This window comes from Bradyrhizobium sp. SZCCHNR2028 (genome assembly GCF_032380995.1).
Taxonomy (GTDB): domain Bacteria; phylum Pseudomonadota; class Alphaproteobacteria; order Rhizobiales; family Xanthobacteraceae; genus Bradyrhizobium.
Map to the genome: position 1 here is coordinate 437,395 of NZ_JAUHJF010000002.1, position 20,189 is coordinate 457,583.

The following is a 20,189-nucleotide window of genomic DNA, read 5'->3' on the forward strand; positions in this document are numbered from 1 at the left end:
GGATGTCATGCTGCGCTGGATTCATCGGATTCTAGGCCTTTTCGTCATCATTCCGCTGATGGCACTCGCGATCAGCGGTTCGGTGCTGTCGGCGATTCCGGCCTGGGATCGGGCTGAAGCAATTTCGCCAAGCAGTGTCACCGTCGCCGCTTTGGCTGGCCGAGTCGTCGGCACCTATCCTGGTGTGGAGGAGCTCAAACGCCTGCCCTCCGGTAAGATCATCGCCTTCTATTCCGGGAACGATGGCCCGGCCGCGAGCGTGGTGAACCCTGTGAGCGGTGAATTTGTTTCGGACTACACGCGCTCGGCATTCGAACGCTGGATGACCAACCTGCATCGCTCGTTCTTTCTCGGCGATAGCGGGCGCGTGGCCGCCGGCGTCGGCGCGCTGGCGATGCTGGTCCTGCTGCTGTCTGGCCTGCAGATGACCGCCCGGTGCATGGGAGGATGGGAACAGATTCTCAGCCGGGCGCGCGGCAATGGCATTCAGCGACTACATACCGACCTCGGCCGGCTGGCGGCTGGTGGGCTTCTGCTGTCAACTCTGACGGCGCTCTATCTGTCGCTCACCACGTTCGGACTGATTTCGGACGGCATGTCGCAGGCGCCCGCTTTCCCGACGGCGACGACCCGCGGCCCGGCTCTTCCCGTCGAGCAAATCACGGCCTTGCGCGGGATCGATCTTTCCCAGCTCCGAGTGCTGACTTTTCCCAACCCGGCGAACCCGGACGATCTCTTTCACCTGACCACCGTGACCGGCGAAGGATATGTCGATCCCGCGGGCGGAGGCCTGCTGGCTTGGCACGACCATTCAATCGCCCGGCAGATCTACGAATTCATCTACATGCTGCACACCGGCCAAGGGCTGTGGTGGCTCGGCTTGCTGCTGGGCGTCAGTGCCCTCAACGTTCCGGTACTTGGCTTGAGCGGAGCTGTGATGTGGTGGAGCCGGCGCCGTGCATATGCTCCAATTGCTGACAACGTTATCGCCAAGAACGCCGACACCGTGATCCTGGTCGGGAGCGAGGGTGGCAGCACATGGGGCTTTGCCCGCACGCTGCACGCCGCCCTGACGGCTAACGGACACGGGGTTCATACGGCCTCGATGGATAGCTTGTTGCGATCCTATCCATCGGCGCGGCGCATGTTCCTGCTGGCCGCGACCTATGGCGACGGCGCGGCTCCCGCGACGGCCAGCGTGTTCCTCAAACGCCTTGACGGGATCACAGAGCCGCCGCCTTTCCCAATCGCGGTCCTCGGCTTCGGTGACCGGCAATTTCCGCAATTCTGCCGTTTCGCTCGCGACGTCGAAGCGACGTTGGCGCGGAAGGGCTGGGCGTCGCTGATGCCGCTGGAGACGATTGACCGTCAATCCGCGCAGGAATTCGCGCGGTGGGGCGAGGCGCTGTCGCAGGTCATGGGCGAAGAGCTGGCGCTGCTGCACGTGCCTGAGCGGCCGCGCACGCATACCCTGACGCTTGTCGACCGCGTCGACTACGGCGCGGAGGTGCAGGCGCCAACCTGCGTGCTGCGCTTCGCGCTGCCGATGAGCCACATGTTCGCGCGCGTCGCAGGGGGCGGCTGGCCGCGCTTCACGGCAGGCGACCTCATAGGCATCGTGCCGCCGGGCTGCACCTCACCGCGCTATTATTCGTTGGCCAGTTCGACCAGCGATGGATTTGTCGAGATCTGCGTGCGCAAACATCCCGGCGGGCTTTGCTCGGGCCTGCTTCACGGGCTTGAGCCGGGCGACAGCGTCGAGGCCTTCGTGAAGGCCAATCCAGCCTTCCGTCCGGCGCGCGGACGAAAGCCGGTCATCCTGATCGGCGCCGGCACCGGCATTGGTCCCCTGGCGGGATTGGTCCGCGCCAATTTCTCGCGCAGGCCCATGCATCTCTATTTCGGCGGTCGCGATCCAGCCTCGGACTTCCTCTATGAGCGCGAGATCGCCGGCTGGCTGAATGACAGACGGCTGACGAGCCTCGCCACCGCCTTCTCGCGCGTGAAAGGCGGCGGCTATGTGCAGGATCGGCTGCGCAAGGACGCCGATCGATTTCGTGCCCTGATCGCCGGTGGTGCGCAGGTCATGGTGTGTGGTGGGCGCGACATGGCGGCGGGCGTGACGGAGGCGATAGCTGATGTGCTCGCGCCGACCGGCCTGACGCCCATGGTGCTCAAGGCCCAGGGGAGGCTTGCTGAAGATGTCTACTGATCTTGTTCGCCACGCATTGAGCGGCGCCACGATGGGAACGCGCTGGTCGGCGCTGGTCTATGCTTTTCCTGACACCGACATTGCCGCACTGGAGGCCGCCCTGGCTCGTGCCGTCGATCGCGTCGACCGCCAGATGTCCACATGGAAGCCGGACAGCGATCTGATGCGATTGAACTCGGCCGCGCAAGGCGTCTGGGTATCCCTACCTGCCGAGATCATGCAAGTTCTGCAACGGGGCGTGACGATCGGACATGCATCGGGCGGAGCCTTTGACATCGGCCTGGGGCACCTGGTCAATGCCTGGGGCTTCGGACCTGCTGCCTCTGCTCCCGACAAGGACGCGATCCAGATGGCGCTTCGTGAGCGACTGCCGCCAACCCATACGGTTCTAGAGCTGGATGTGCCGGGAAGCAGGGTGCGCAAACACGCGCAGTCTACGTTGGACCTTTCAGGAATCGCCAAGGGTTTCGCCGTGGACGAGATGATGCGAACGGTCGAGGCCTTCGGTATTTCCAATGCGCTCGTCAGTCTGGATGGAGAGCTGAAAGCACGAGGCGCCAAGGCGGACGGAACACCGTGGCGCGTGGCGGTGGAAAAGCCCGACTACGAACGGCGCGGTCCGCTTGGCGTCATTGAATTATGGGACGCGGCGGTCGCTACTTCAGGCGATTACCGGCATTGGATCGATCTCGGGCGAAAACGTCTGTCTCACACCATGGACCGGTCACGCGGCGGTCCCATCGACAACGCAATCGCCTCAGTCTCCGTCGTCGCGGCAAGCTGCATGGATGCTGACGCATGGGCGACGGCATTCATGGTCCTCGGTCCGGTGCAGAGCAAGGCGCTGGCGCAGGCGCAGGGCCTCAGTGCCCTGCTTATCCAGCGAGGGAACGAGAGGTTGGTCGAGATTCCCGTCGGTCCGGCGTTCGAGGTGCCTTGGGCAGCGTCGGCGGAGATGAGGCGGCAATATCTATCACATGGGTGAGGTCGATGTGCACGCGCTCCGCCTAGCTGCCTAGTACGGCGGCAAACGGCCATGCGGTGGATTGGCTCTCGATGCTGGATCTTGGTTCCGACAAATCATCGTGATACAGCCGGATGGAGAGGTTTGACCAACATCAAGCTCGCGCATCGTCGCCCATTTAGCTTCCTCTGCGAATTTTTCGTCCGCGACGCAGAGGAGATGGTCATGAAGGCGCTCGTCTATAACGGTCCGGGAAAGAAGGGCGTTGAGGAAAGGCCGAAACCCGAGATTTCGGCTCCGACCGACGCCATCGTCAAGCTTGTGAAGACGACAATCTGCGGGACTGACCTTCACATATTGAAAGGCGACGTTCCGACCTGTGTACCCGGCCGAATTCTTGGCCATGAGGGCGTCGGCATCGTCGACAAGATCGGCGGCGCCGTTACCGCCTTCAGGCCGGGCGATCACGTCATCATCTCCTGCATTTCCTCCTGCGGGACCTGCGACTATTGCCGGCGCGGAATGTATTCCCATTGTGTGAACGGCGGATGGATCCTTGGCAACCGAATCGACGGAACGCAGGCGGAATACGTGCGTACTCCGTTTGCCGACACCAGCCTTTATCATGTGCCGGCCGGAACCGAGGAAGACGCGTTGGTGATGCTGAGCGATATTCTTCCGACCGGCTTCGAGTGCGGCGTGCTCAACGGTAAGGTCCAGCCCGGCTCGACGGTGGCGATCGTCGGCGCCGGCCCGATCGGCTTGGCAGCCCTGCTGACGGCCCAATTTTACTCGCCGGCCGAAATCATCATGATCGACCTCGACGACAATCGCCTGGAGATGTCGTCCCGCTTCGGCGCCACAACTGTCATCAACAACAAGGATGGCAAGGCTGTTGAAAAGATCATGGAGATGACGGGCGGTCGCGGCGTCGACACCGCCATGGAAGCGGTCGGTGTGCCGGCGAGCTTCATCGTCTGCGAGGATATCGTTGCGCCCGGCGGCGTCATTGCCAATATCGGTGTTCACGGCGTCAAGGTCGATTTGCACCTGGAGCGACTGTGGGACCGCAATATTGCGATCACGACAAGGCTCGTCGACACTGTCACCACGCCGATGCTGCTTAAAACGGTACAATCTCGCAGGATCGACGCGAAGAAGCTCATCACCCATCGGTTCAAGTTCGAAAAGATCCTGGACGCCTATGAGACCTTCGGAGCAGCTGCCAGTACGCACGCCCTGAAGGTACTGATCGAGTTCTAGTACCCGGACTCATAGCCGGGGGATAGGTCGGCCTTTGAAGGGGCGCTGGCTAACCTTTTTCTCGATCCAGACGAAGGTTCAGCTCTGTCGTCGCAGGCTTGGACGAAGGCATCGATCGCACGACTGCGACATTTTGGGAAAGACGCGCGTAACCTACGGACTGCCGAGCTTCAGCGCTGATCGCCGAATGTGACACTTCGATGAATGATCCAGCGCAACACTGCACCGTTCGCCGGCTGCTACGAGGCCGTTATCAAACTGCGACGTGCGCCGATGAAAACTGAAATTGTCAGAGAGCTCGGACAACCCGACATCCTGCTGCCGCAGCTCGTGGCAGAGGGATTGGCCGCCAACGATCGCATCAAGCTCCGCCTCAGCGCGCTGCAGGCCGCGGTCCAACATGCAAGACAGCCGCGCGCGAACGTGCCTGATCTCGCGATGGAGAGCCGCGCTGCCGGGCTGGCGCCTGCGGCGCTCGTCACACTGATCGGCGGAGCACATCTGGCTGGCGACGACAAGGTGGTGGCACCGGGACTCGCTCCTCTGCTGAAGGGCATCGAGGGCGATATTCTCGCGATGATCGGTGCCGCCGCCGCAGGCAATCCGTCGGAAGGTCAGCAGTTCGAAAGACGCCTGGCCTCGATCCGCAGCGCGGGTCACCTCGAAGCGACGCCGGAGATCGAGATCGCCCGCGTCGGTCGGCTGACCGGGGTCGAGCATGACGGACCGGACAGCCTGCATCGGCTGGTGATGGACCTGCACAAGGCATTGAACCGTCTGGCCGCGAGCAACTCGGAGGAGGTCATCGCCGGCGCACATGTCTTCGGCGTGCAGGACGCCGATCGCGCACCGATCGCGAGCTTCATGCGCGGGCTCAACGAGACGAGACCGCTCAAGTTCAATCATCCCGGGCTCGATACGACCGCAATCCGGGCGGGCGACCGGCTGGTCATCCAGAACGACATCGGCACCACCGATGCGCATGTGATCGTCATCGTGGTCACGGCGAGAGCCGTGACCATCACCTATACCGACGTTCATCTGGCGCGCGCGAAGTTCTTCGTATCGCTGTTCGACGAGTGTTCGCTGAAATGGAGCGGCCTGGACAAGCATGCCGCCGCGGGGCTCGAGGACGACGGGACGTTCTATCTCGTCACCGGATCTTGTGAGTATGGAGCGCCCGACGATCGCGACGAATTGCTCGCCGCCATCGGATCTTCGCTGGTGTTCCTGATCGACTGGAACAAAGCGCGCAAACTGCTGCGCAGCTGGGTCGCCAAGACCGATGCGGTTCGTATCCTGGAATGGGCGGCGCGGCAGCGTGTCGGTCACCGCGGCTTTCTGGAGCTTGGCGGCAGCGAGCTGCTCGGCGCAGCCGTGCGCAGCGCGGCACCGACGCGCATCGGCTTCGGCGAGCGGCTCGACCAGGTGCTGGGGCGCGAGGCCGCGATCGGTTTCCTCAAGACGTGCCTGCAGGTCTCGACCGAGGCTTTGCGCGAGGGGCAGTCGTCACGGCTGGCGCGGGACCGGATCAGCGCCGAGTTGGTCAGGCATCTCGATCGCGTCGATAGCGGATTGCTCGCGATGGTGCTCCGACAGATCGGCCTGGCGCGCGATGTGGCGGCGCTGGTCCAACAGGCCGTGTCGATGATCGAGCCGGAGCCGATGTTGGTCAGGCAGCTCGCGGAGCGGGCGGGCCGGATCGAGCGGAAGGCCGACAGGATCGCCATCGAGGCGCGTGCGGAAATCGCGCGGCTCGCTGCGCGGCCGGTGATCGGCGACCTGGTCGACCGGATCGAGCAGGCGATCGATGAGTTGGAGCAGGCTGCGTTCATTGCGTCGCTGGCGCCGGGCGCGCTGAAGCCCGAGATCAGATCCGCACTGGGGGCGCTCGCGTTGGTGGCGGTGTCGGCAACCGAGCACGCCGCGTCGGGCCTCGCCGCCGCTGCCGAGGTCCAGGAAGGCCGCCGGGCAGATTCGGAAGATGCGTTGGCGGCGGTTGCCCGGCTGATGGATGCCGAGCACCAGGCGGATGCCAAAGAACGGGAAATCACTGCGAGCGTATTCTCCGGCGGGCTCGATCTGGCAGCCTCTCTTGGCGCTCTGGAGCTCGCGCGGGCGATCGAGCGCGCGACCGACTGCCTGGCGAGCTTCGGCCATTTGCTGCGGCGCTACACGATGAGTGACCTCTCGGCCTAGGGAACGAAGTGATGACGATGGTGCGGATCGGGGATGGCCGGCGCGAGCTGCCTGGCGCCGAAGAGGTCGGGGCGAAGGCGGCAAATCTCGCACGGATGGCGGCGCTGGGTTTGCCGGTGCCGCCTGCGTTCGTGCTGCCGGTGCAGCTCTGCGCCGACGTGGTGGCCGGCAAGGGGCAGGCAACGCGCCAGCTCGTTGACGGACTGAAAGGAGGGATCGCCTTTCTCGAGCAGGCGACCGGAAAGTCGTTCGGCTGCTCGCGCAATCCGCTGCTCGTGTCCGTCAGGTCCGGTGCGGCGCGGTCGATGCCGGGCATGCTGGATACCGTTCTCAATGTCGGCTGCACGTCGCGCGCCGTGCGCGGTCTGGTGCGCGCAACGGGGCGGCCGCGGCTGGCCTGGGACTGCCGGCGGCGCCTGCTCGAGAGCTACGCCGAAACGGTCATCGGGATCGATCCCGCCCCGCTTGCCGAGCGATTGAGCCAGATGATTGCCGCCGAAGGCGTCAGCAACGAGCGTGAGCTGGACAGCGAGGCGCTCGAGCGGCTGGTTTGCGACGAACACAAGCTTCTGGAAGAGGCCGATGATGACGGATGGCTCGAAGATGCCGCGGTGCAGCTGGAACGCTCGGCGCGGGCCGTCTATCGATCCTGGACCAGTGAGCGGGCGCGGACCTATCGCCGGCTCGAGGGCCTCGAGCATCTCAAGGGCACGGCGGTCATGGTGCAGGCCATGGTGTTCGGCAATGGCGGCATGTCGTCCGGTGCGGGCGTCGCATTCTCGCGCGATCCCTCGACGGGAGCGGACGAGCCGGTCATCGACGTCATGTTCGATTCGCAGGGCGAGGACGTCGTCTCCGGCCGAAGGACGCCGGAAACCGAGAGGGCCCTGTCACGGGCGCTGCCGGATGTGGCGCTGGGGCTGCGTGCAACTCTGAAGCGGCTGGAAAGTGAATTTCGCGATGTGCAGGACATCGAATTCACCATCGAGGAAGGCCGATTGTGGATCCTGCAGACAAGAGCCGCCAAGCGCACCCCGCGCGCCGCGCTCCGCATCGCGGTCGACCTCGTGCACGAAGGATCGATCACGCGGGAAGAGGCCCTGGGAAGACTTGATGGCATCGACGTCGAGGCACTCACGGAGACCTCGCTCGTTTCGACCGGCCAGCCAGCAGCCGTGGGAGTTGCGGCTTCCGGCGGTGTCGCAACGGGGCGGGCGGCCTTCGACAGCGCGTCCGCGGAACGCCTCGCGGCGGCAGGTGATCCGGTCATTCTGATCCGTCACGACACCAGCACCGCAGACATCGCGGGTTTCGCTGCAGCTTCCGGGATCGTCACGGCCGTTGGCGCCCGCACCGCGCATGCCTCGCTTGTCGCCCGTCAGATGGGCAAGCCCTGCGTGGTCGGTTGCGCCGCGATCCGGGTCGATGGTGAAGCGCAGCAGGCGCGTATCGGCGCAGCGGTCGTGTCCCCCGGCGACTGGATCACCGTCGACGGCAATACGGGTCGTCTCTACCTGGGACGCGGCGAAATCGTCGCGCAACGGCCCGAAGCTGAGCTTGCGGAGCTGTCGGCATGGCGGTTTCCGCGCGATCCGGCGCCTGGAGGCGCAATCGCTGAAGCGCCCGCGGCCTGACCAGTTGAACCCTGGTCTAGGCGAAGGACCGGATCATACGCCGCTCAATCAGCGGGTCGTAGGTGCGCCCACCAGGCCCCCGACCAAGCCTTCCCCGGTTTCTCCAGCGCTTGATGCCCGGCTGAGCTCTTCCAGGGCCTGTCGCACCGACTCGACGAGGTCCAGCGCCACCGGCGAGGGGCTGCGCTGCGGCGGAAACACCGCGGCGAATTCGAAATCGATGCGCGGCGTGAATGGCCGCATCACCACGCCGCGGCCATCGAATTCGCGCGCGGTGAACGGATCACAAATCGAGACGCCCAGTCCCGACGACACCATCCCGCACATGATTTCCGACAGCGTCGTCTCGACCCGCAGCACGCGCCTGACATCCTCGCGATGGAAGATCTGATCGATCAGATGCCGGCTGGTGGAGCCTGACGAGAGCGAGATGAAGGTCTCCCCCTCGAAGTCGCGCGGCACCAAGATTGTCTTCGCACAAAGCCGATGGCCTGCCGGGAGGACGGCAACGCGCGCCAGCGCCGGCAGCTTGATACTCGGCAGGCCGGCATGGGCGATCGGCACTTCGGCAAAGCCGACGTCGCATTGCGCGTTCAGCACCCAGTCGATCACGATCGGCGAGATCACGCCGAAAAATGCGAGATTGAGATTGGGCCGCTCCTGCAGGAAGCCGCCCGCCAGCCGTGGCAGATAGCCATTGGCAAGAGCGGGCAGGGCGGCGATGCGCAACGTGCCGGTGCGCCGGCCGCGAATTTCCTCGGCTGCTGCAGTGATGCGATCGAGCCCGACGAAGGAGCGTTCCACCTCCATGTAGAGCGCCGTTGCCGCGGCGGTCGGCACCAGCCCGGTGCCGCGCCGTTCGAACAGCTCCATCTTGAGCAGCGCCTGAAGGTCGCGTAGCAGCCGGCTGACCGCCGGCTGCGTCACCGCCATCAGCTTGGCGGCTTCGGTCACACTGCCGCTCAGCATCATCGCCCGGAAGGCTTCGACCTGCCGCGAGTTGATCCGCGCCATCAGTCCTCCAGTCCATAACATTTGCGTATGAATAGGGTGCCATTATTCATTGGACGATCAAAGCCTCTGCTGCGATCTTTTTTGGCAGGGTGAGGGGTGGCTCGTTTTTTAGGCTCGTCAGCTCCGGGTTTTCTGGACTGCGGATGCATCGGCCAAGCCCGATCTCCCTGGGGCGGTTAATTAATACCGTCTCATATCCAAGATGATGGAGATCGGTCCGATGAAGCACCCTAAACTCCTGATGGCGGTCAGCGTCGCCGTCCTGGCTTCAGCCTCCCAGGTCTGGGCTCAGCAGAAGACGCTCTATGTCGCCGGCTATGGTGGCTCGTTCGAGAAGACCATCCGCGAGGAAGTGATCCCGCCGTTCGAGCAGGCCAACGGCGTCAAGGTCGAATACGTCGCCGGCAACTCCACCGACACACTCGCCAAGCTGCAGGCGCAGAAGGGCAATCAGCAGATCGACGTCGCCATCGTCGACGACGGTCCGATGTACCAGGCGATCCAGCTCGGCTTCTGCGACAAGGTCACCGGGCTGCCTGGCGATCTCCTCGATGTCGCGCGCTTCAAGGACGACAAGGCGGTCGCGATCGGTCTCGTCGCTACCGGCCTGATGTACAACAAAAAGGTGTTCGCCGAGAAAGGCTGGGCCGCGCCGACGTCGTGGAATGATCTCAAGGATCCGAAATACAAGCAGCTGCTCGTCATCCCGCCGATCAACAACACCTACGGCCTCAACGTCCTGCTGATGCTGGCCAAGATGAACGGCGGCAGCGAAGCGAACGTCGATGCCGGCTTCAAGATCTTCAAGACCGACATCAATCCGAACGTGCTGGCCTACGAGCCGTCGCCGGGCAAGATGACCGAGCTCTTCCAATCGGGCCAGGCCGTCATCGCCGTGTGGGGCAGCGGCCGTGTGCAGAGCTTCGCCAACACCGGCTTCCCGGTCGATTTCGTCTATCCGAAGGAAGGTGCCGTCAGCCTGCTGACGACGGCGTGTCCGATCGCCAAGACCTCGGTCTCGCCGCTGGCGTCGAGCTTCATCAAGCTGCTGCTCGATCCGAAGATCCAGCTCACCATGTTGAAGGAATATGGCTACGGCCCGGTGGTGAAGTCCGTGGTCGTGCCCGAGGGCGTCGGCGCGATGGCGCCGATCGGCGAGCGTGCCGCCAAGGTCTATGCGCCCGATTGGAGCGTGGTCAACGAGAAGCGCGAGGAATGGACCAAGCGCTGGAATCGCGAAGTCGAGCGCTAATCAGTCGTTTGTTGCGAACCTCTCTCGTCGACGGCGGTCTTCTCCCTCTCCCCTTGTGGGGGAGGGTTGGGAGGGAGGGACCACACCAATGGTCTTCGGGCCGCCTCCCACCCCCGGCCCCTCCCCGCAAGGGGGAGGGGAGTGCACCGTGCGCGCGGCGCCAGCATTCCTCGCCCATCTGGATCCAAAGCATGTCCTTCCTCGAGCTTGATCGCGTCGGCAAGTCCTTCGGCCCCAACACGGCGGTCGAGGAGTTCAGCCTCGGCGTCGCCAAGGGCGAGTTCATCTCGTTCCTGGGGCCGTCCGGCTGCGGCAAGACGACAACCTTGCAGATGATCGCGGGCTTCCTCGACCCGTCGCACGGCGCGATCCGGCTCGAGGGCAGGGATCTGGTCGCGATGCCGCCGGCGAAGCGCGGGCTCGGCATCGTGTTCCAGAGCTACGCGCTGTTTCCGCACATGACGGCGGCCGAGAACGTCGCCTTCGGCCTGGAGATGCGCAAGGTCGCGCGCAAGGATCGTGAGGAGCGCGTGCGCGCGGCGCTCGCACTTGTCGGCCTCGCCGGCTATGAGGACCGTCATCCGCGCCGCATGTCCGGCGGCCAGCAGCAGCGCGTCGCACTGGCGCGCGCGCTGGTGATCCGCCCGAGCCTGCTGCTGCTCGATGAGCCCCTGTCCAATCTCGATGCGCGCCTGCGCGAGGACATGCAGATCGAGCTGCGCCAGATCCAGCGCAATCTCGGCACCACGACCATCCTCGTCACCCATGATCAGATCGAGGCGATGTCGCTATCCGACCGCATCGTCGTGATGAGCAAGGGGAGGATCGAGCAGATCGGCACGCCGCAGCAGGTGTACGAGCAGCCGGCCTCCGCCTTCGTCGCGCAATTTCTCGGCAAGACCAACGAGTTTGCTGCGACCGTGGACCGCACCGGGGGGCAGGCCAGACTGGTGGCGGGATCTTGGAGCGCGCCGGCGCCGGCCGGCGTGGCCGGCTCCGTCGCCGTCAGTGTTCGGCCCGAGCGCATCAACTTCGGTGACGCCGGTCTTGCAGGGCGCATCGCAAGCCGCATCTTCCAGGGCAATCACTGGCTGTTCCAATGCGACACCGAATGCGGGCCCGCCATCGTGATCCGGCAGAATGACGGCCAACCGCAGCCTGAGCAGGGCGCAGCGGTGCATCTCGTCTGGCAGGTCTCGGACATGAGCCTGCGCGCCGCGAAGGCTGCAGCATGAGCGCGACCATCGCGTCCAACTCGTCCGAGACGCGCGCCGGCCTTTCGCTGGCGCTGCCGGCCTTGATGCTGTTCCTGGGAGTCGTCGTGATCCCGTTGGCGATGACGGTGATGCTGTCGTTCCATGATTGGGGCCAGTACAAGGGCATCGAGCCAGTCTTCATCCTGAAGAACTGGATCGAGATCTTCGACGACCCCTACTACGCCGAGATGTTCTGGCGCACCTTCCGCGTCGCGGTGCTGGCGACCTTGATAACGGCGGTGTTCGGCGTGCCCGAGGCCTACATCCTCAACCGCATGCAGGGGCCGTGGAAGGGCCTCTTCCTGCTGGTGATCATCGGCCCGCTGCTGATCTCGGTGGTTGCGCGCACGCTCGGCTGGGCGCTCCTGTTCGGCGGCAACAACGGGCTCGCCAACAAGCTCCTGATGACATCAGGCCTGATCGATTCGCCGGTCCGGTTCATGTTCACCGAGACCGGCATGGTGATCGCGCTGGCGCACGCGATGATGCCGTTCATGGTGCTCGCGGTATGGACCGCACTGCAGCGGCTCGATCCGCAGGTCGAGAATGCGGCGTTGTCGCTGGGTGCAAGCTCGCTGACGGTGGTCCGCCGCATCGTGCTGCCGCAGATCATGCCGGGCGTGCTGTCGGGCGCCATCATCGTATTCTCGCTGTCCGCCAGCGCCTTTGCGACGCCGGCGATCATCGGCGGCCGCAGGCTCAAGGTCGCCGCGACGCTCGCCTATGACGAATTCCTCAACACGTTGAACTGGCCGCTCGGCGCCGCGGTTGCCGTGCTGCTGCTGATCGCGCTCGTCCTGATCGTGGTCGGCTCCAATGCGCTGATCGAGCGCCGCTACCAGGAGATGTTCCGATGAGCAGGAACGGTCCTCTGGCGCTGATCTTCCATGCCGTCTTCGTCGTCTTCATGGTGGCGCCGATACTCGTCGTGTGCTGGGTCGCGTTCACGCCGGAAGGCTTTCTGTCGATTCCGATCACGAGCTTCTCGCTGCGCTGGTTCAGGGCGCTCGCCGACTATCCGGAATTCGTCCACGCCTTCGGCGTAAGCCTGTGGCTCGGCGCGCTGTCGTCGTGCGTGGCGCTGCTGTTCGCGGTGCCGGCGGCGCTCGCGATCAGCCGCTATCGCTTCCGCGGCCGTGACGCGCTGTCGGCGCTGTTCCTGTCGCCGCTGATGATCCCGCATGTCGTGCTCGGCATCGCCTTCCTGCGCTTCTTCACGTCGGTCGGCATCGGCGGCACCTTCGTCGCGCTGGTGATCGCCCATGTCGTCGTGGTGTTTCCGTTCGCGCTGCGGCTGACGCTCGCGTCCGCGACCGGCATGGACCGCTCCGTCGAGATGGCCGCGATCTCGCTCGGCGCCAACGGCTGGACGATGTTTCGCCGCGTCACCTTGCCCGCGATCCTGCCCGGCATCGTCAGCGGTTGGATGCTCGCCTTCATCCAGTCGTTCGACGATCTGACCATGACCGTGTTCCTGGCGACGCCCGGCACCGAGACCCTGCCGGTGCGCATGTTCCTCTACATCCAGGACAACATCGATCCGCTGGTGACATCGGTATCGGCCAGCGTCATCGCCATCACCATGACCGTCCTGATCCTGCTCGACCGCTTCTACGGGCTCGACCGCGTGCTCACCGCCAAAGGCGGCGACGCAGGACGATAGGAGACACTACGATGAGAGACTATGACGTCGCCGTCGTCGGCGGCGGCCTGCTCGGCTCTGCGATTGCCTGGGGGCTCGGCCGGCTCGGCCAGCGCGTCGCCGTGCTCGACGAGGGCGATATCGCCAAACGCGCCTCGCGCGCCAACTTCGCGCTGGTGTGGGTGCAGAGCAAGGGCCTGGGCATGCCGGCCTATACCGGCTGGACGGTGCGCGGCTCCAAGGCGTGGCCGAAGCTCGCCGAGGAGCTGAAGGCTCAGACCGGGCTCGACGTCGTGCTGCAGCAGAACGGCGGCTTTCACCTTACCCTCGGCGTGGCCGAGTACGAGCAGCGCGCGCAGCTCGTGGCGCGAATGCACAATCAGGTCGGCGCCGCCGACTATCAGATGGAGATGCTGCCGGCGGCAGAGGTGAAGAAGATGCTGCCGCTGATCGGCCCGGAGGTCTCCGGCGGCAGCTTCTGTCCCTATGATGGCCACGTGAATTCGCTGCGCACCTTCCGCGCCCTGCATGCCGGCATGAAGCAGTTCGGCGTCGACTATCTGCCAGAACGCGCGGTCGGCGCGATTGCCCGTGAGGGCGATGAGTTCAGGCTGACGACGGCGCAGGGCGAGGTACGCGCAGCGAAGGTGGTGCTCGCTGCAGGGAATGCCAACCAGACCCTGGCGCCGATGGTCGGGCTGTCGGCGCCGATGGGCCCGACGCGCGGCCAGATCGTCGTGACCGAGCGCACGATGCCGTTCCTGCCGCATCCGCTGACCACGATCCGCCAGACCGACGAAGGCACGGTGATGATCGGCGACAGCAAGGAGGACGAGCTCGACGATCGCGTGCAGAACCATCCGATCAACGCTGTCATGGCCGATCGCGCCCAGCGCACCTTCCCGCATCTGGCGCGGCTCAACGTCGTCAGGAGCTGGACCGGCATCCGCGTGATGCCGAAGGACGGCTTCCCGATCTACGAGCAGTCGGAGAGCCACCCAGGCGCCTTCGTCGCCTGCTGCCATTCCGGCGTGACGCTCGCGGCGAACCACGCGTTCGACATCGCGCGCATGGTCAAGGACGGCGCGCTGGAGCCGGAGCTGGTCAGCGCATTCACAGCCAGGCGCTTCGACGGCGAAGCGGAAGCGGGCGGCAGTGGCTACTACTGATAGTGAGAGGCCCGGCACGGGCGCGGAGATGATGATGTTCAAGCGAGCAGAGGGTGACGCCAGGCGATCGGTGACGATCCATGTCGAAGGCAAGGCGATCGCCGCGCGCGAAGGCGACACGGTCTCGGCGGCGCTGCTTGCGTCGGGTCTCGACGTCAGGCGCTCGACCGCGGTCAGCGGCGCCAAGCGGCTGCCCTACTGCATGATGGGCGTGTGCTTCGATTGCCTGGTCACAATCGATGGCGTCGGCAATCGGCAGGGCTGCCTGGTCCCGGTCGCCGAGGGCATGCAAATCGAAATCCAGAAGGGCAAGCGGGAGATCGGCAAATGAGCGCGGCGCCGAAGCATGATCAATACGACGTCGTGGTGATCGGCGCTGGCCCGGCCGGGCTGGCCGCAGCGACCGCGACGGCCGGCGCCGGCCTGTCGACTTTGCTGCTGGACGAGAATGCTGGTCCCGGCGGGCAGGTCTGGCGCGCGATCAGTTCGACGCCGGTGAAGAGTGAAGCGCTGCTCGGCACCGATTATTGGTCCGGGGCCGAGATCGCAAAGTCTGCCGAGACCAGCGGGGCCGAGATCATCCATCGGGCCACGGTGTGGAGCCTCGATCGCAAGCTCGAGCTCGGCGTCTCCGTCGGCGGCGGCTCGGCCTTCATCAAGGCCGGGCGGGTCATCATCGCGACCGGGGCGCAGGAGCGCCCGTTCCCGATTCCCGGCTGGACCCTGCCCGGCGTGATGACGGCGGGCGCGGCGCAGACGATGCTGAAATCGTCGGGGCTGGTGCCGGATTGTCCGACGGTGATCGCAGGGCAGGGACCGCTGCCGTGGCTGCTCGCCGCCCAGATCCTGCGGCTTGGCGGCCGCATCGACCGCGTGCTCGACACCACGCCGCGCGCGAACTACGTCACAGCACTGCCGCACGCCTTCGCCTTCGTGACCTCGTCCTATTTTCTCAAGGGGCTGGCGATGATGCGCGAGGTGCGCGCGAAGGTGCCGGTCACCACGGGCGTGGTAGAGCTCGCCGCCACCGGCAACGGCAAGCTCGACGCCGTCAGCTATGTCGCCGCGGGCGGCAAGCGGGAGACGCTGCCGGCCGAGCTGTTATTCTTGCACCAGGGCGTGGTGCCGAACGTCAATCTGGCGATGGCCGCTGGCGTCGAGCATCGCTGGAATGAGCTGCAGCTGTGCTGGACGCCCGTGCTGGACGCCGGCGGCAACAGCTCGATTCCGGGCATCGCGATTGCCGGCGACGGTGCCGGCATCGGCGGTGCGCAGGCCGCGCTGTGGCGCGGACGTATCGCGGCAGCCAGCGCCATCAAGGCCCTTCGGCCCCAGGCAAAGGTTTTGGACTATTCAGCGCAGTTGAAACGCGCCGAGCGTGGCCGTGTCTTCCTCGACGTTCTATTCCAGCCGGCCAAGCAATTCCGTATTCCGCAAGGCGACACCATCGTGTGCCGCTGTGAGGAGATCACCGCCAGGGATGTGCTCGACTCCGTCGCGATCGGGGCCACCGGACCGAACCAGCTCAAGGCCTATCGCCGGACCGGCATGGGGCCGTGCCAGGGGCGGCTGTGTGGCCTCACCGTCACCGAGCTGATGGCGCAGGCGCGCGGCAAGAGCCCGCAGGAGATCGGCTACTACCGGCTGCGCGCGCCGGTGAAGCCGATCATGCTGTCCGAGCTCGCGAGCCTGCCGAAGACCGAAGAGGCGACCAAGGCCGTGGTGCGCGGATGACGGTGAAGAAGGATGCCATCATCGTGGGTGGCGGCATCCACGGCTGCTCGACCGCGCTGCATCTATGCCTGGCCGGGTTGAAGCCGGTGCTGATCGAGAAGGACTATGCCGGCCGCCACGCCTCCGGTGTCAACGCCGGCGGCGTGCGCCAGCTCGCGCGCGACGTCGCGGAGATTCCGCTGTCGATCCGCTCGATGGGCATCTGGGAGAACATCAGCGACCTGGTCGACGATGATTGCGGCTTCGAAAGCTTCGGCCAGGTGCTGGTCGCCGAGAACGACGCGGAGCTCGACGCCTGCCGTGCCCGCGTCGCCGATCTCAATGCGCGCGGCTTCAGCCATGAGGAGCTGATCGACGGCACGGAATTGCGCCGCCTCGTGCCGGCGGTGGCGGAGAGCTGTCCGGGCGGCGTGGTGTCGCGGCGGGACGGCGCGGCGCAGCCCGCGCGAACCACCACCGCGTTCCGCCGCAAGGCTGAGCAGCTCGGTGCCCTCATTCGCGAGGGCGTGCCCGCGACCAACATCCGCAAGGACGGCAAGCTCTGGCATGTCGACGTCGGCTCTGAGAGCTTTGCCGCGCCTGTGCTGGTCAATGCCGCCGGCGCCTGGGCGGGACGGATCGCCGCGCTGTTCGGCGAGCCGGTCCCGGTCGAGACCATCGCGCCGATGCTGATGATCACGTCTCCCGTCGCGCACTTCATCGATCCCGTCGTCATCCTGCGCGGCCGCAAACTGTCATTCAAGCAGTTCCCCAACGGCACGGTGCTGATCGGCGGCGGGCACCTCGCCATCCCCTATCAGGATCGCAACGAGACCGTGCTCGACTGGCGCAAGCTATCGGAGAGCGCGCGCACCGTCGCGGAGCTGTTCGAGGTGATGCGCAGCGCGACCATCGTGCGTGCCTGGGCCGGCATCGAGGCGCGCATGCGCGACGACATTCCGGTGTTTGGACCGAGTGCGCGGCACGAGGGGCTGTATCACCAGTTCGGCTTCTCCGCGCACGGCTTCCAGCTCGGCCCCGGCGCCGGCGCGGTGATGGCCGAGCTCATCGTGCACGGCGGCACCCAGACGCGCATCGGCGATCTCAGCATTGCGCGCTTTCAGACTTCCACCCCTTCGTCAACGACATGAGGACATGATGACGATCACCCGCAAGATCCGCTCCGCCATTCATCACCGCATCGTCGAGGCCAACGGCTTCGTCTTCATCGGCGGCACCATCGCCGACGACACCTCGGTGTCGATGGGCGAGCAGACCCGTAATATTCTCGGCAAGATCGACGGCTTCCTGAAAGAGGCCGGCACCGACAAGTCACGCGTCGTCTCGGGCCAGATCTTCGTCACCGACCTGTCGAAGAAGAAGGAGATGGATGCGGCCTGGACCGAGTTCTTCGGCGACGATCTGCCGGTTCGCGCCACGGTCGGCGTCTCCGATCTCGGCGGCGGCGCGCTGATCGAGATCGTCATCACCGCCTTGAAGGGCTGAGCACAACGCCTCGGCTCGGACAAATGTGATCGAGGGTGACGCGCGGACTCGCTCCGCGCGTCATTTGCTTTTAAGGGGATTTCGATCGAACATGGTATGACTGCAACGTCACGCGACGAAAGACGACCTCATGAGCGATGCCCGCACCGTTCCATCTCCTTCCGCCGGTCTCGCTGCCGTGTTCCGGCACATCGACGCCGAGAGGGAGCATTTTCTCACCCGCGTGATGGACTATGTGCGCCATCCCTCGATCAGCGCGCACAATGTCGGCATTGCCGAGGTGGCTGCGCTGCTGGTGAGGATGCTGCGGGAGATCGGCCTCGAGGCCGAGGCGGTGCCGACCGCGGGTCATCCGATGGTGCTGGGACGCTGGCACAACAAGCCGGGCGCGCCGACCGTGCTCCTCTACGGGCACTACGACGTGCAGCCGCCGGATCCGCTGGAGCTGTGGCTGAGTCCGCCGTTCGAGCCGACCATCCGCGACGGCCGCATCTATGCCCGCGGCATCGGCGACAACAAAGGGCAGCATTTCGCGCAGCTCATGGCGATCGAATCGCATCTCAAGGTTCACGGCGAGCTGCCGTGCAACGTCATCTTCCTGCTCGAAGGCGAGGAGGAAATCGGCAGCCCACGCATTGCCGAGTTTGTCGCCACGCATCGCGAGAAGTTGAAGGCCGATTTCGTGGTCACCGCCGACGGCCCGATGCATGCGTCGGGACGGCCGACCATGACCTATGGCGTCCGTGGCATGTGCTCGTTCGAGCTGCGCGCCAAGCACGCCATCCGCGACGTTCATTCCGGCAATCTCGGCGGCATCGTGCCGAATCCGATCTGGACCCTGGTGCATCTGCTTGCGACGATGAAGAATGCCGCCGGCGAGATCACCATCGACGGTCTCCACGACGCGATCGTGCCGCCAAGTGCGCTTGACGTCGCTGCGGTGAAGCGTTTGCCGCTCGATCTCGATGCCGCCAAGGCAAGCCTCGGTCTCAGCCGCCTCGATGCGCCGGCAGAACGCGGCTACTACGAGCGGCTGATGTTCCACCCGACGCTCACCATCAATGGCTTTCACGGCGGCTATGGCGGCCCCGGCAGCAAGACCGTCCTGCCGTGCGAGGCGGTCGTGAAATGCGACATCCGCCTGGTCGAAGCGATGACGCCGGGCGACGTGCTGGCCAAGGTCGAGGCCCATGTCAGGAAGCACGCGCCCGAGGTCGAGTTCATCCCCCGCGGCGGCATGCTGCCCTCGCGCGTGCCGCTCGATTCGCCCTATGGCGCAATCATCCGCGACGCGATTCGATTGGCACAGGGCGTCACGCCCCTCGAATTTCCGTGCACTGGCGGCAGTCTGCCGGACTACGTCTTCACCAAGATCCTCGGCGTCCCGGCCTTCGTCGTTCCCTATGCGAATGCCGACGAGGCCAATCACGCGCCGAACGAGAACATGACGATCGACTGCTTCTACAATGGCATTCGCACCGGTGCGGCACTGCTCGACCGCGTCGGCGCGCGCGAGCGCTGATGCCGGTGCAACGCCCATCACGATCTCGCGTGCAGTGCGGGAGGCGTCATCGAGCAGCCATGAACGGATGGCAAGCACACGCTGGTTCGTCGCGTTGCGGGCGAATCGGCCGCACGCGGCGAGATCGCGCATGGATTAACGCAGTTGATATCGCCTAGTCTCGGAAGAGATTAGTAAACGCCGCTTCAGGGCTCGGAGCTGCCACATGCACGACCCCGTTGACCAGCCGAGTGATTCGGTAAGTTCCGCTTCTCCTTGCGCGCGCGATCAGCGCAGCGCTCCGGAACATTCCGCCACGGTTCCCGTGATCCAGCTCGACCACGCGCCCGCAATCGATCCCGCGCCCAATGTCGATCAGGCTGCACAAAGCCGTGGCGTTCTCGGTCGGAAACGGTCCGATGGCGCGCATCTTGTCACACCGACCATGTGGCGCTGAGAAGGATTCGTTCTCGGCGGCCATCGGACATGCGATGTCCGGCGACGAGTTCCTGAAGAACACCTTCGCCAACAAAACGCATTCGAGAAATTTTGAGATCGCCGCCTACACGTCGCTGCTCTCGCTGTGCCGTGCCGCCGGCCTCGAGGACGCCCGCGCGCCGCTCGAACAGTCGCTGCAGGAGGAGGAACGGAGAGCAGAGTGGGGCGACTCCGATGTCGAGAAGGTCACGCTGGAATTCGTTCGCCACGAGGAGCGTCAGACGGCGTGACCTGGCGGTATCTCGGTCGGGATAGGAACCCGTCAGCGCGATGACAACCTCCGGTATCATCCGGATACCCGCGACTCTCCTGATCTAGTAAGTAAAACCTAGCCCTTCTTGGGGCGTTTCCTCCCTGGACTTGGGC

The 20,189-nt window shown here is 65.2% G+C and carries 17 protein-coding genes; 16 read left to right on the forward strand and 1 reads right to left on the reverse strand.

Annotated elements, in window-relative coordinates:
- Positions 1 to 7: 7 nt before the first annotated feature.
- From QX121_RS05155 to QX121_RS05175, 5 genes are all read left to right on the forward strand, one after another.
- Entirely contained in the window at positions 8 to 2,212 is a 2,205-nt protein-coding gene (locus QX121_RS05155) for a PepSY domain-containing protein (RefSeq protein ID WP_315811344.1), read from the forward strand.
- The gene (locus tag QX121_RS05160) at positions 2,193 to 3,197 is read left to right on the forward strand and encodes an FAD:protein FMN transferase (RefSeq protein ID WP_409999311.1); all 1,005 of its coding nucleotides are present in this window, start codon (positions 2,193 to 2,195) and stop codon (positions 3,195 to 3,197) included. The genes QX121_RS05155 and QX121_RS05160 overlap by 20 nt, the downstream gene beginning before the upstream one ends.
- A 204-nt stretch (positions 3,198 to 3,401) precedes the next feature.
- On the forward strand, positions 3,402 to 4,439 hold the full coding sequence (locus tag QX121_RS05165) for a zinc-dependent alcohol dehydrogenase family protein (protein ID WP_315811421.1): 1,038 nt from the start codon (positions 3,402 to 3,404) through the stop codon (positions 4,437 to 4,439).
- 273 nt (positions 4,440 to 4,712) lie between these two features.
- A complete protein-coding gene (locus QX121_RS05170; RefSeq protein WP_315811346.1) occupies positions 4,713 to 6,638 on the forward strand; it encodes a hypothetical protein in 1,926 nt (641 codons plus the stop codon).
- Between the two features lie 11 nt (positions 6,639 to 6,649).
- On the forward strand, positions 6,650 to 8,272 hold the full coding sequence (locus QX121_RS05175; protein WP_315811347.1) for a PEP/pyruvate-binding domain-containing protein: 1,623 nt from the start codon (positions 6,650 to 6,652) through the stop codon (positions 8,270 to 8,272).
- Positions 8,273 to 8,320: 48 nt separating this feature from the next.
- Here QX121_RS05175 and QX121_RS05180 read toward each other — a convergent pair whose 3' ends face one another.
- On the reverse strand, positions 8,321 to 9,286 hold the full coding sequence (locus QX121_RS05180) for a LysR substrate-binding domain-containing protein (RefSeq protein WP_315736971.1): 966 nt from the start codon (positions 9,284 to 9,286) through the stop codon (positions 8,321 to 8,323).
- A gap of 220 nt (positions 9,287 to 9,506) precedes the next feature.
- Between QX121_RS05180 and QX121_RS05185 the strand changes: the two genes are divergently transcribed.
- The 11 genes from QX121_RS05185 to QX121_RS05235 all read left to right on the forward strand — a co-directional run bounded on the left by QX121_RS05185 (position 9,507) and on the right by QX121_RS05235 (position 20,053).
- Positions 9,507 to 10,538, forward strand: coding sequence for an ABC transporter substrate-binding protein (locus QX121_RS05185; protein ID WP_315736972.1), 1,032 nt, complete (start codon positions 9,507 to 9,509; stop codon positions 10,536 to 10,538).
- 191 nt (positions 10,539 to 10,729) lie between these two features.
- Entirely contained in the window at positions 10,730 to 11,773 is a 1,044-nt protein-coding gene (locus QX121_RS05190) for an ABC transporter ATP-binding protein (protein WP_315811348.1), read from the forward strand.
- Positions 11,770 to 12,651 (forward strand): ABC transporter permease, encoded by an 882-nt coding sequence (locus tag QX121_RS05195; protein ID WP_315736974.1) that lies wholly within the window; start codon positions 11,770 to 11,772, stop codon positions 12,649 to 12,651. The genes QX121_RS05190 and QX121_RS05195 overlap by 4 nt, the downstream gene beginning before the upstream one ends.
- The gene (locus QX121_RS05200; protein WP_315811349.1) at positions 12,648 to 13,457 is read left to right on the forward strand and encodes an ABC transporter permease; all 810 of its coding nucleotides are present in this window, start codon (positions 12,648 to 12,650) and stop codon (positions 13,455 to 13,457) included. The genes QX121_RS05195 and QX121_RS05200 overlap by 4 nt, the downstream gene beginning before the upstream one ends.
- Positions 13,458 to 13,468: 11 nt before the next feature.
- Complete coding sequence (locus tag QX121_RS05205) at positions 13,469 to 14,605, forward strand: FAD-dependent oxidoreductase (protein ID WP_315811350.1); 1,137 nt, start codon at positions 13,469 to 13,471, stop codon at positions 14,603 to 14,605.
- Positions 14,606 to 14,639: 34 nt separating this feature from the next.
- On the forward strand, positions 14,640 to 14,936 hold the full coding sequence (locus tag QX121_RS05210) for a (2Fe-2S)-binding protein (RefSeq protein WP_315736978.1): 297 nt from the start codon (positions 14,640 to 14,642) through the stop codon (positions 14,934 to 14,936).
- A complete protein-coding gene (locus QX121_RS05215; RefSeq protein WP_315811351.1) occupies positions 14,933 to 16,339 on the forward strand; it encodes an NAD(P)/FAD-dependent oxidoreductase in 1,407 nt (468 codons plus the stop codon). Before QX121_RS05210 ends, QX121_RS05215 begins: the two co-directional genes overlap by 4 nt.
- On the forward strand, positions 16,336 to 17,469 hold the full coding sequence (locus QX121_RS05220) for an FAD-dependent oxidoreductase (protein WP_315811352.1): 1,134 nt from the start codon (positions 16,336 to 16,338) through the stop codon (positions 17,467 to 17,469). The genes QX121_RS05215 and QX121_RS05220 overlap by 4 nt, the downstream gene beginning before the upstream one ends.
- Positions 17,470 to 17,476: 7 nt before the next feature.
- Positions 17,477 to 17,824, forward strand: a complete 348-nt coding sequence (locus QX121_RS05225; protein WP_315737085.1) for a RidA family protein — start codon at positions 17,477 to 17,479, stop codon at positions 17,822 to 17,824.
- A gap of 130 nt (positions 17,825 to 17,954) precedes the next feature.
- Positions 17,955 to 19,346, forward strand: a complete 1,392-nt coding sequence (locus tag QX121_RS05230; RefSeq protein ID WP_315778603.1) for a M20/M25/M40 family metallo-hydrolase — start codon at positions 17,955 to 17,957, stop codon at positions 19,344 to 19,346.
- A 398-nt stretch (positions 19,347 to 19,744) separates the two neighbouring features.
- Positions 19,745 to 20,053, forward strand: a complete 309-nt coding sequence (locus QX121_RS05235; RefSeq protein ID WP_409999312.1) for a DUF892 family protein — start codon at positions 19,745 to 19,747, stop codon at positions 20,051 to 20,053.
- Positions 20,054 to 20,189: the final 136 nt, after the last annotated feature.

Excerpts from the sequence above, each read along its gene's own strand:
- QX121_RS05215 (WP_315811351.1), top strand. The coding sequence starts at position 14,933 with ATGAGCGCGGCGCCGAAGCATGATCAATACGACGTCGTGGTGATCGGC.
- QX121_RS05175 (WP_315811347.1), top strand. The coding sequence starts at position 6,650 with ATGACGATGGTGCGGATCGGGGATGGCCGGCGCGAGCTGCCTGGCGCC.
- QX121_RS05200 (WP_315811349.1), top strand. The coding sequence starts at position 12,648 with ATGAGCAGGAACGGTCCTCTGGCGCTGATCTTCCATGCCGTCTTCGTC.
- QX121_RS05155 (WP_315811344.1), top strand. The coding sequence starts at position 8 with ATGCTGCGCTGGATTCATCGGATTCTAGGCCTTTTCGTCATCATTCCG.
- QX121_RS05235 (WP_409999312.1), top strand. The coding sequence starts at position 19,745 with ATGGCGCGCATCTTGTCACACCGACCATGTGGCGCTGAGAAGGATTCG.
- QX121_RS05170 (WP_315811346.1), top strand. The coding sequence starts at position 4,713 with ATGAAAACTGAAATTGTCAGAGAGCTCGGACAACCCGACATCCTGCTG.
- QX121_RS05185 (WP_315736972.1), top strand. The coding sequence starts at position 9,507 with ATGAAGCACCCTAAACTCCTGATGGCGGTCAGCGTCGCCGTCCTGGCT.
- QX121_RS05195 (WP_315736974.1), top strand. The coding sequence starts at position 11,770 with ATGAGCGCGACCATCGCGTCCAACTCGTCCGAGACGCGCGCCGGCCTT.
- QX121_RS05190 (WP_315811348.1), top strand. The coding sequence starts at position 10,730 with ATGTCCTTCCTCGAGCTTGATCGCGTCGGCAAGTCCTTCGGCCCCAAC.
- QX121_RS05180 (WP_315736971.1), bottom strand. The coding sequence starts at position 9,286 with ATGGCGCGGATCAACTCGCGGCAGGTCGAAGCCTTCCGGGCGATGATG.
- QX121_RS05210 (WP_315736978.1), top strand. The coding sequence starts at position 14,640 with ATGTTCAAGCGAGCAGAGGGTGACGCCAGGCGATCGGTGACGATCCAT.
- QX121_RS05225 (WP_315737085.1), top strand. The coding sequence starts at position 17,477 with ATGACGATCACCCGCAAGATCCGCTCCGCCATTCATCACCGCATCGTC.
- QX121_RS05220 (WP_315811352.1), top strand. The coding sequence starts at position 16,336 with ATGACGGTGAAGAAGGATGCCATCATCGTGGGTGGCGGCATCCACGGC.
- QX121_RS05165 (WP_315811421.1), top strand. The coding sequence starts at position 3,402 with ATGAAGGCGCTCGTCTATAACGGTCCGGGAAAGAAGGGCGTTGAGGAA.
- QX121_RS05230 (WP_315778603.1), top strand. The coding sequence starts at position 17,955 with ATGAGCGATGCCCGCACCGTTCCATCTCCTTCCGCCGGTCTCGCTGCC.
- QX121_RS05205 (WP_315811350.1), top strand. The coding sequence starts at position 13,469 with ATGAGAGACTATGACGTCGCCGTCGTCGGCGGCGGCCTGCTCGGCTCT.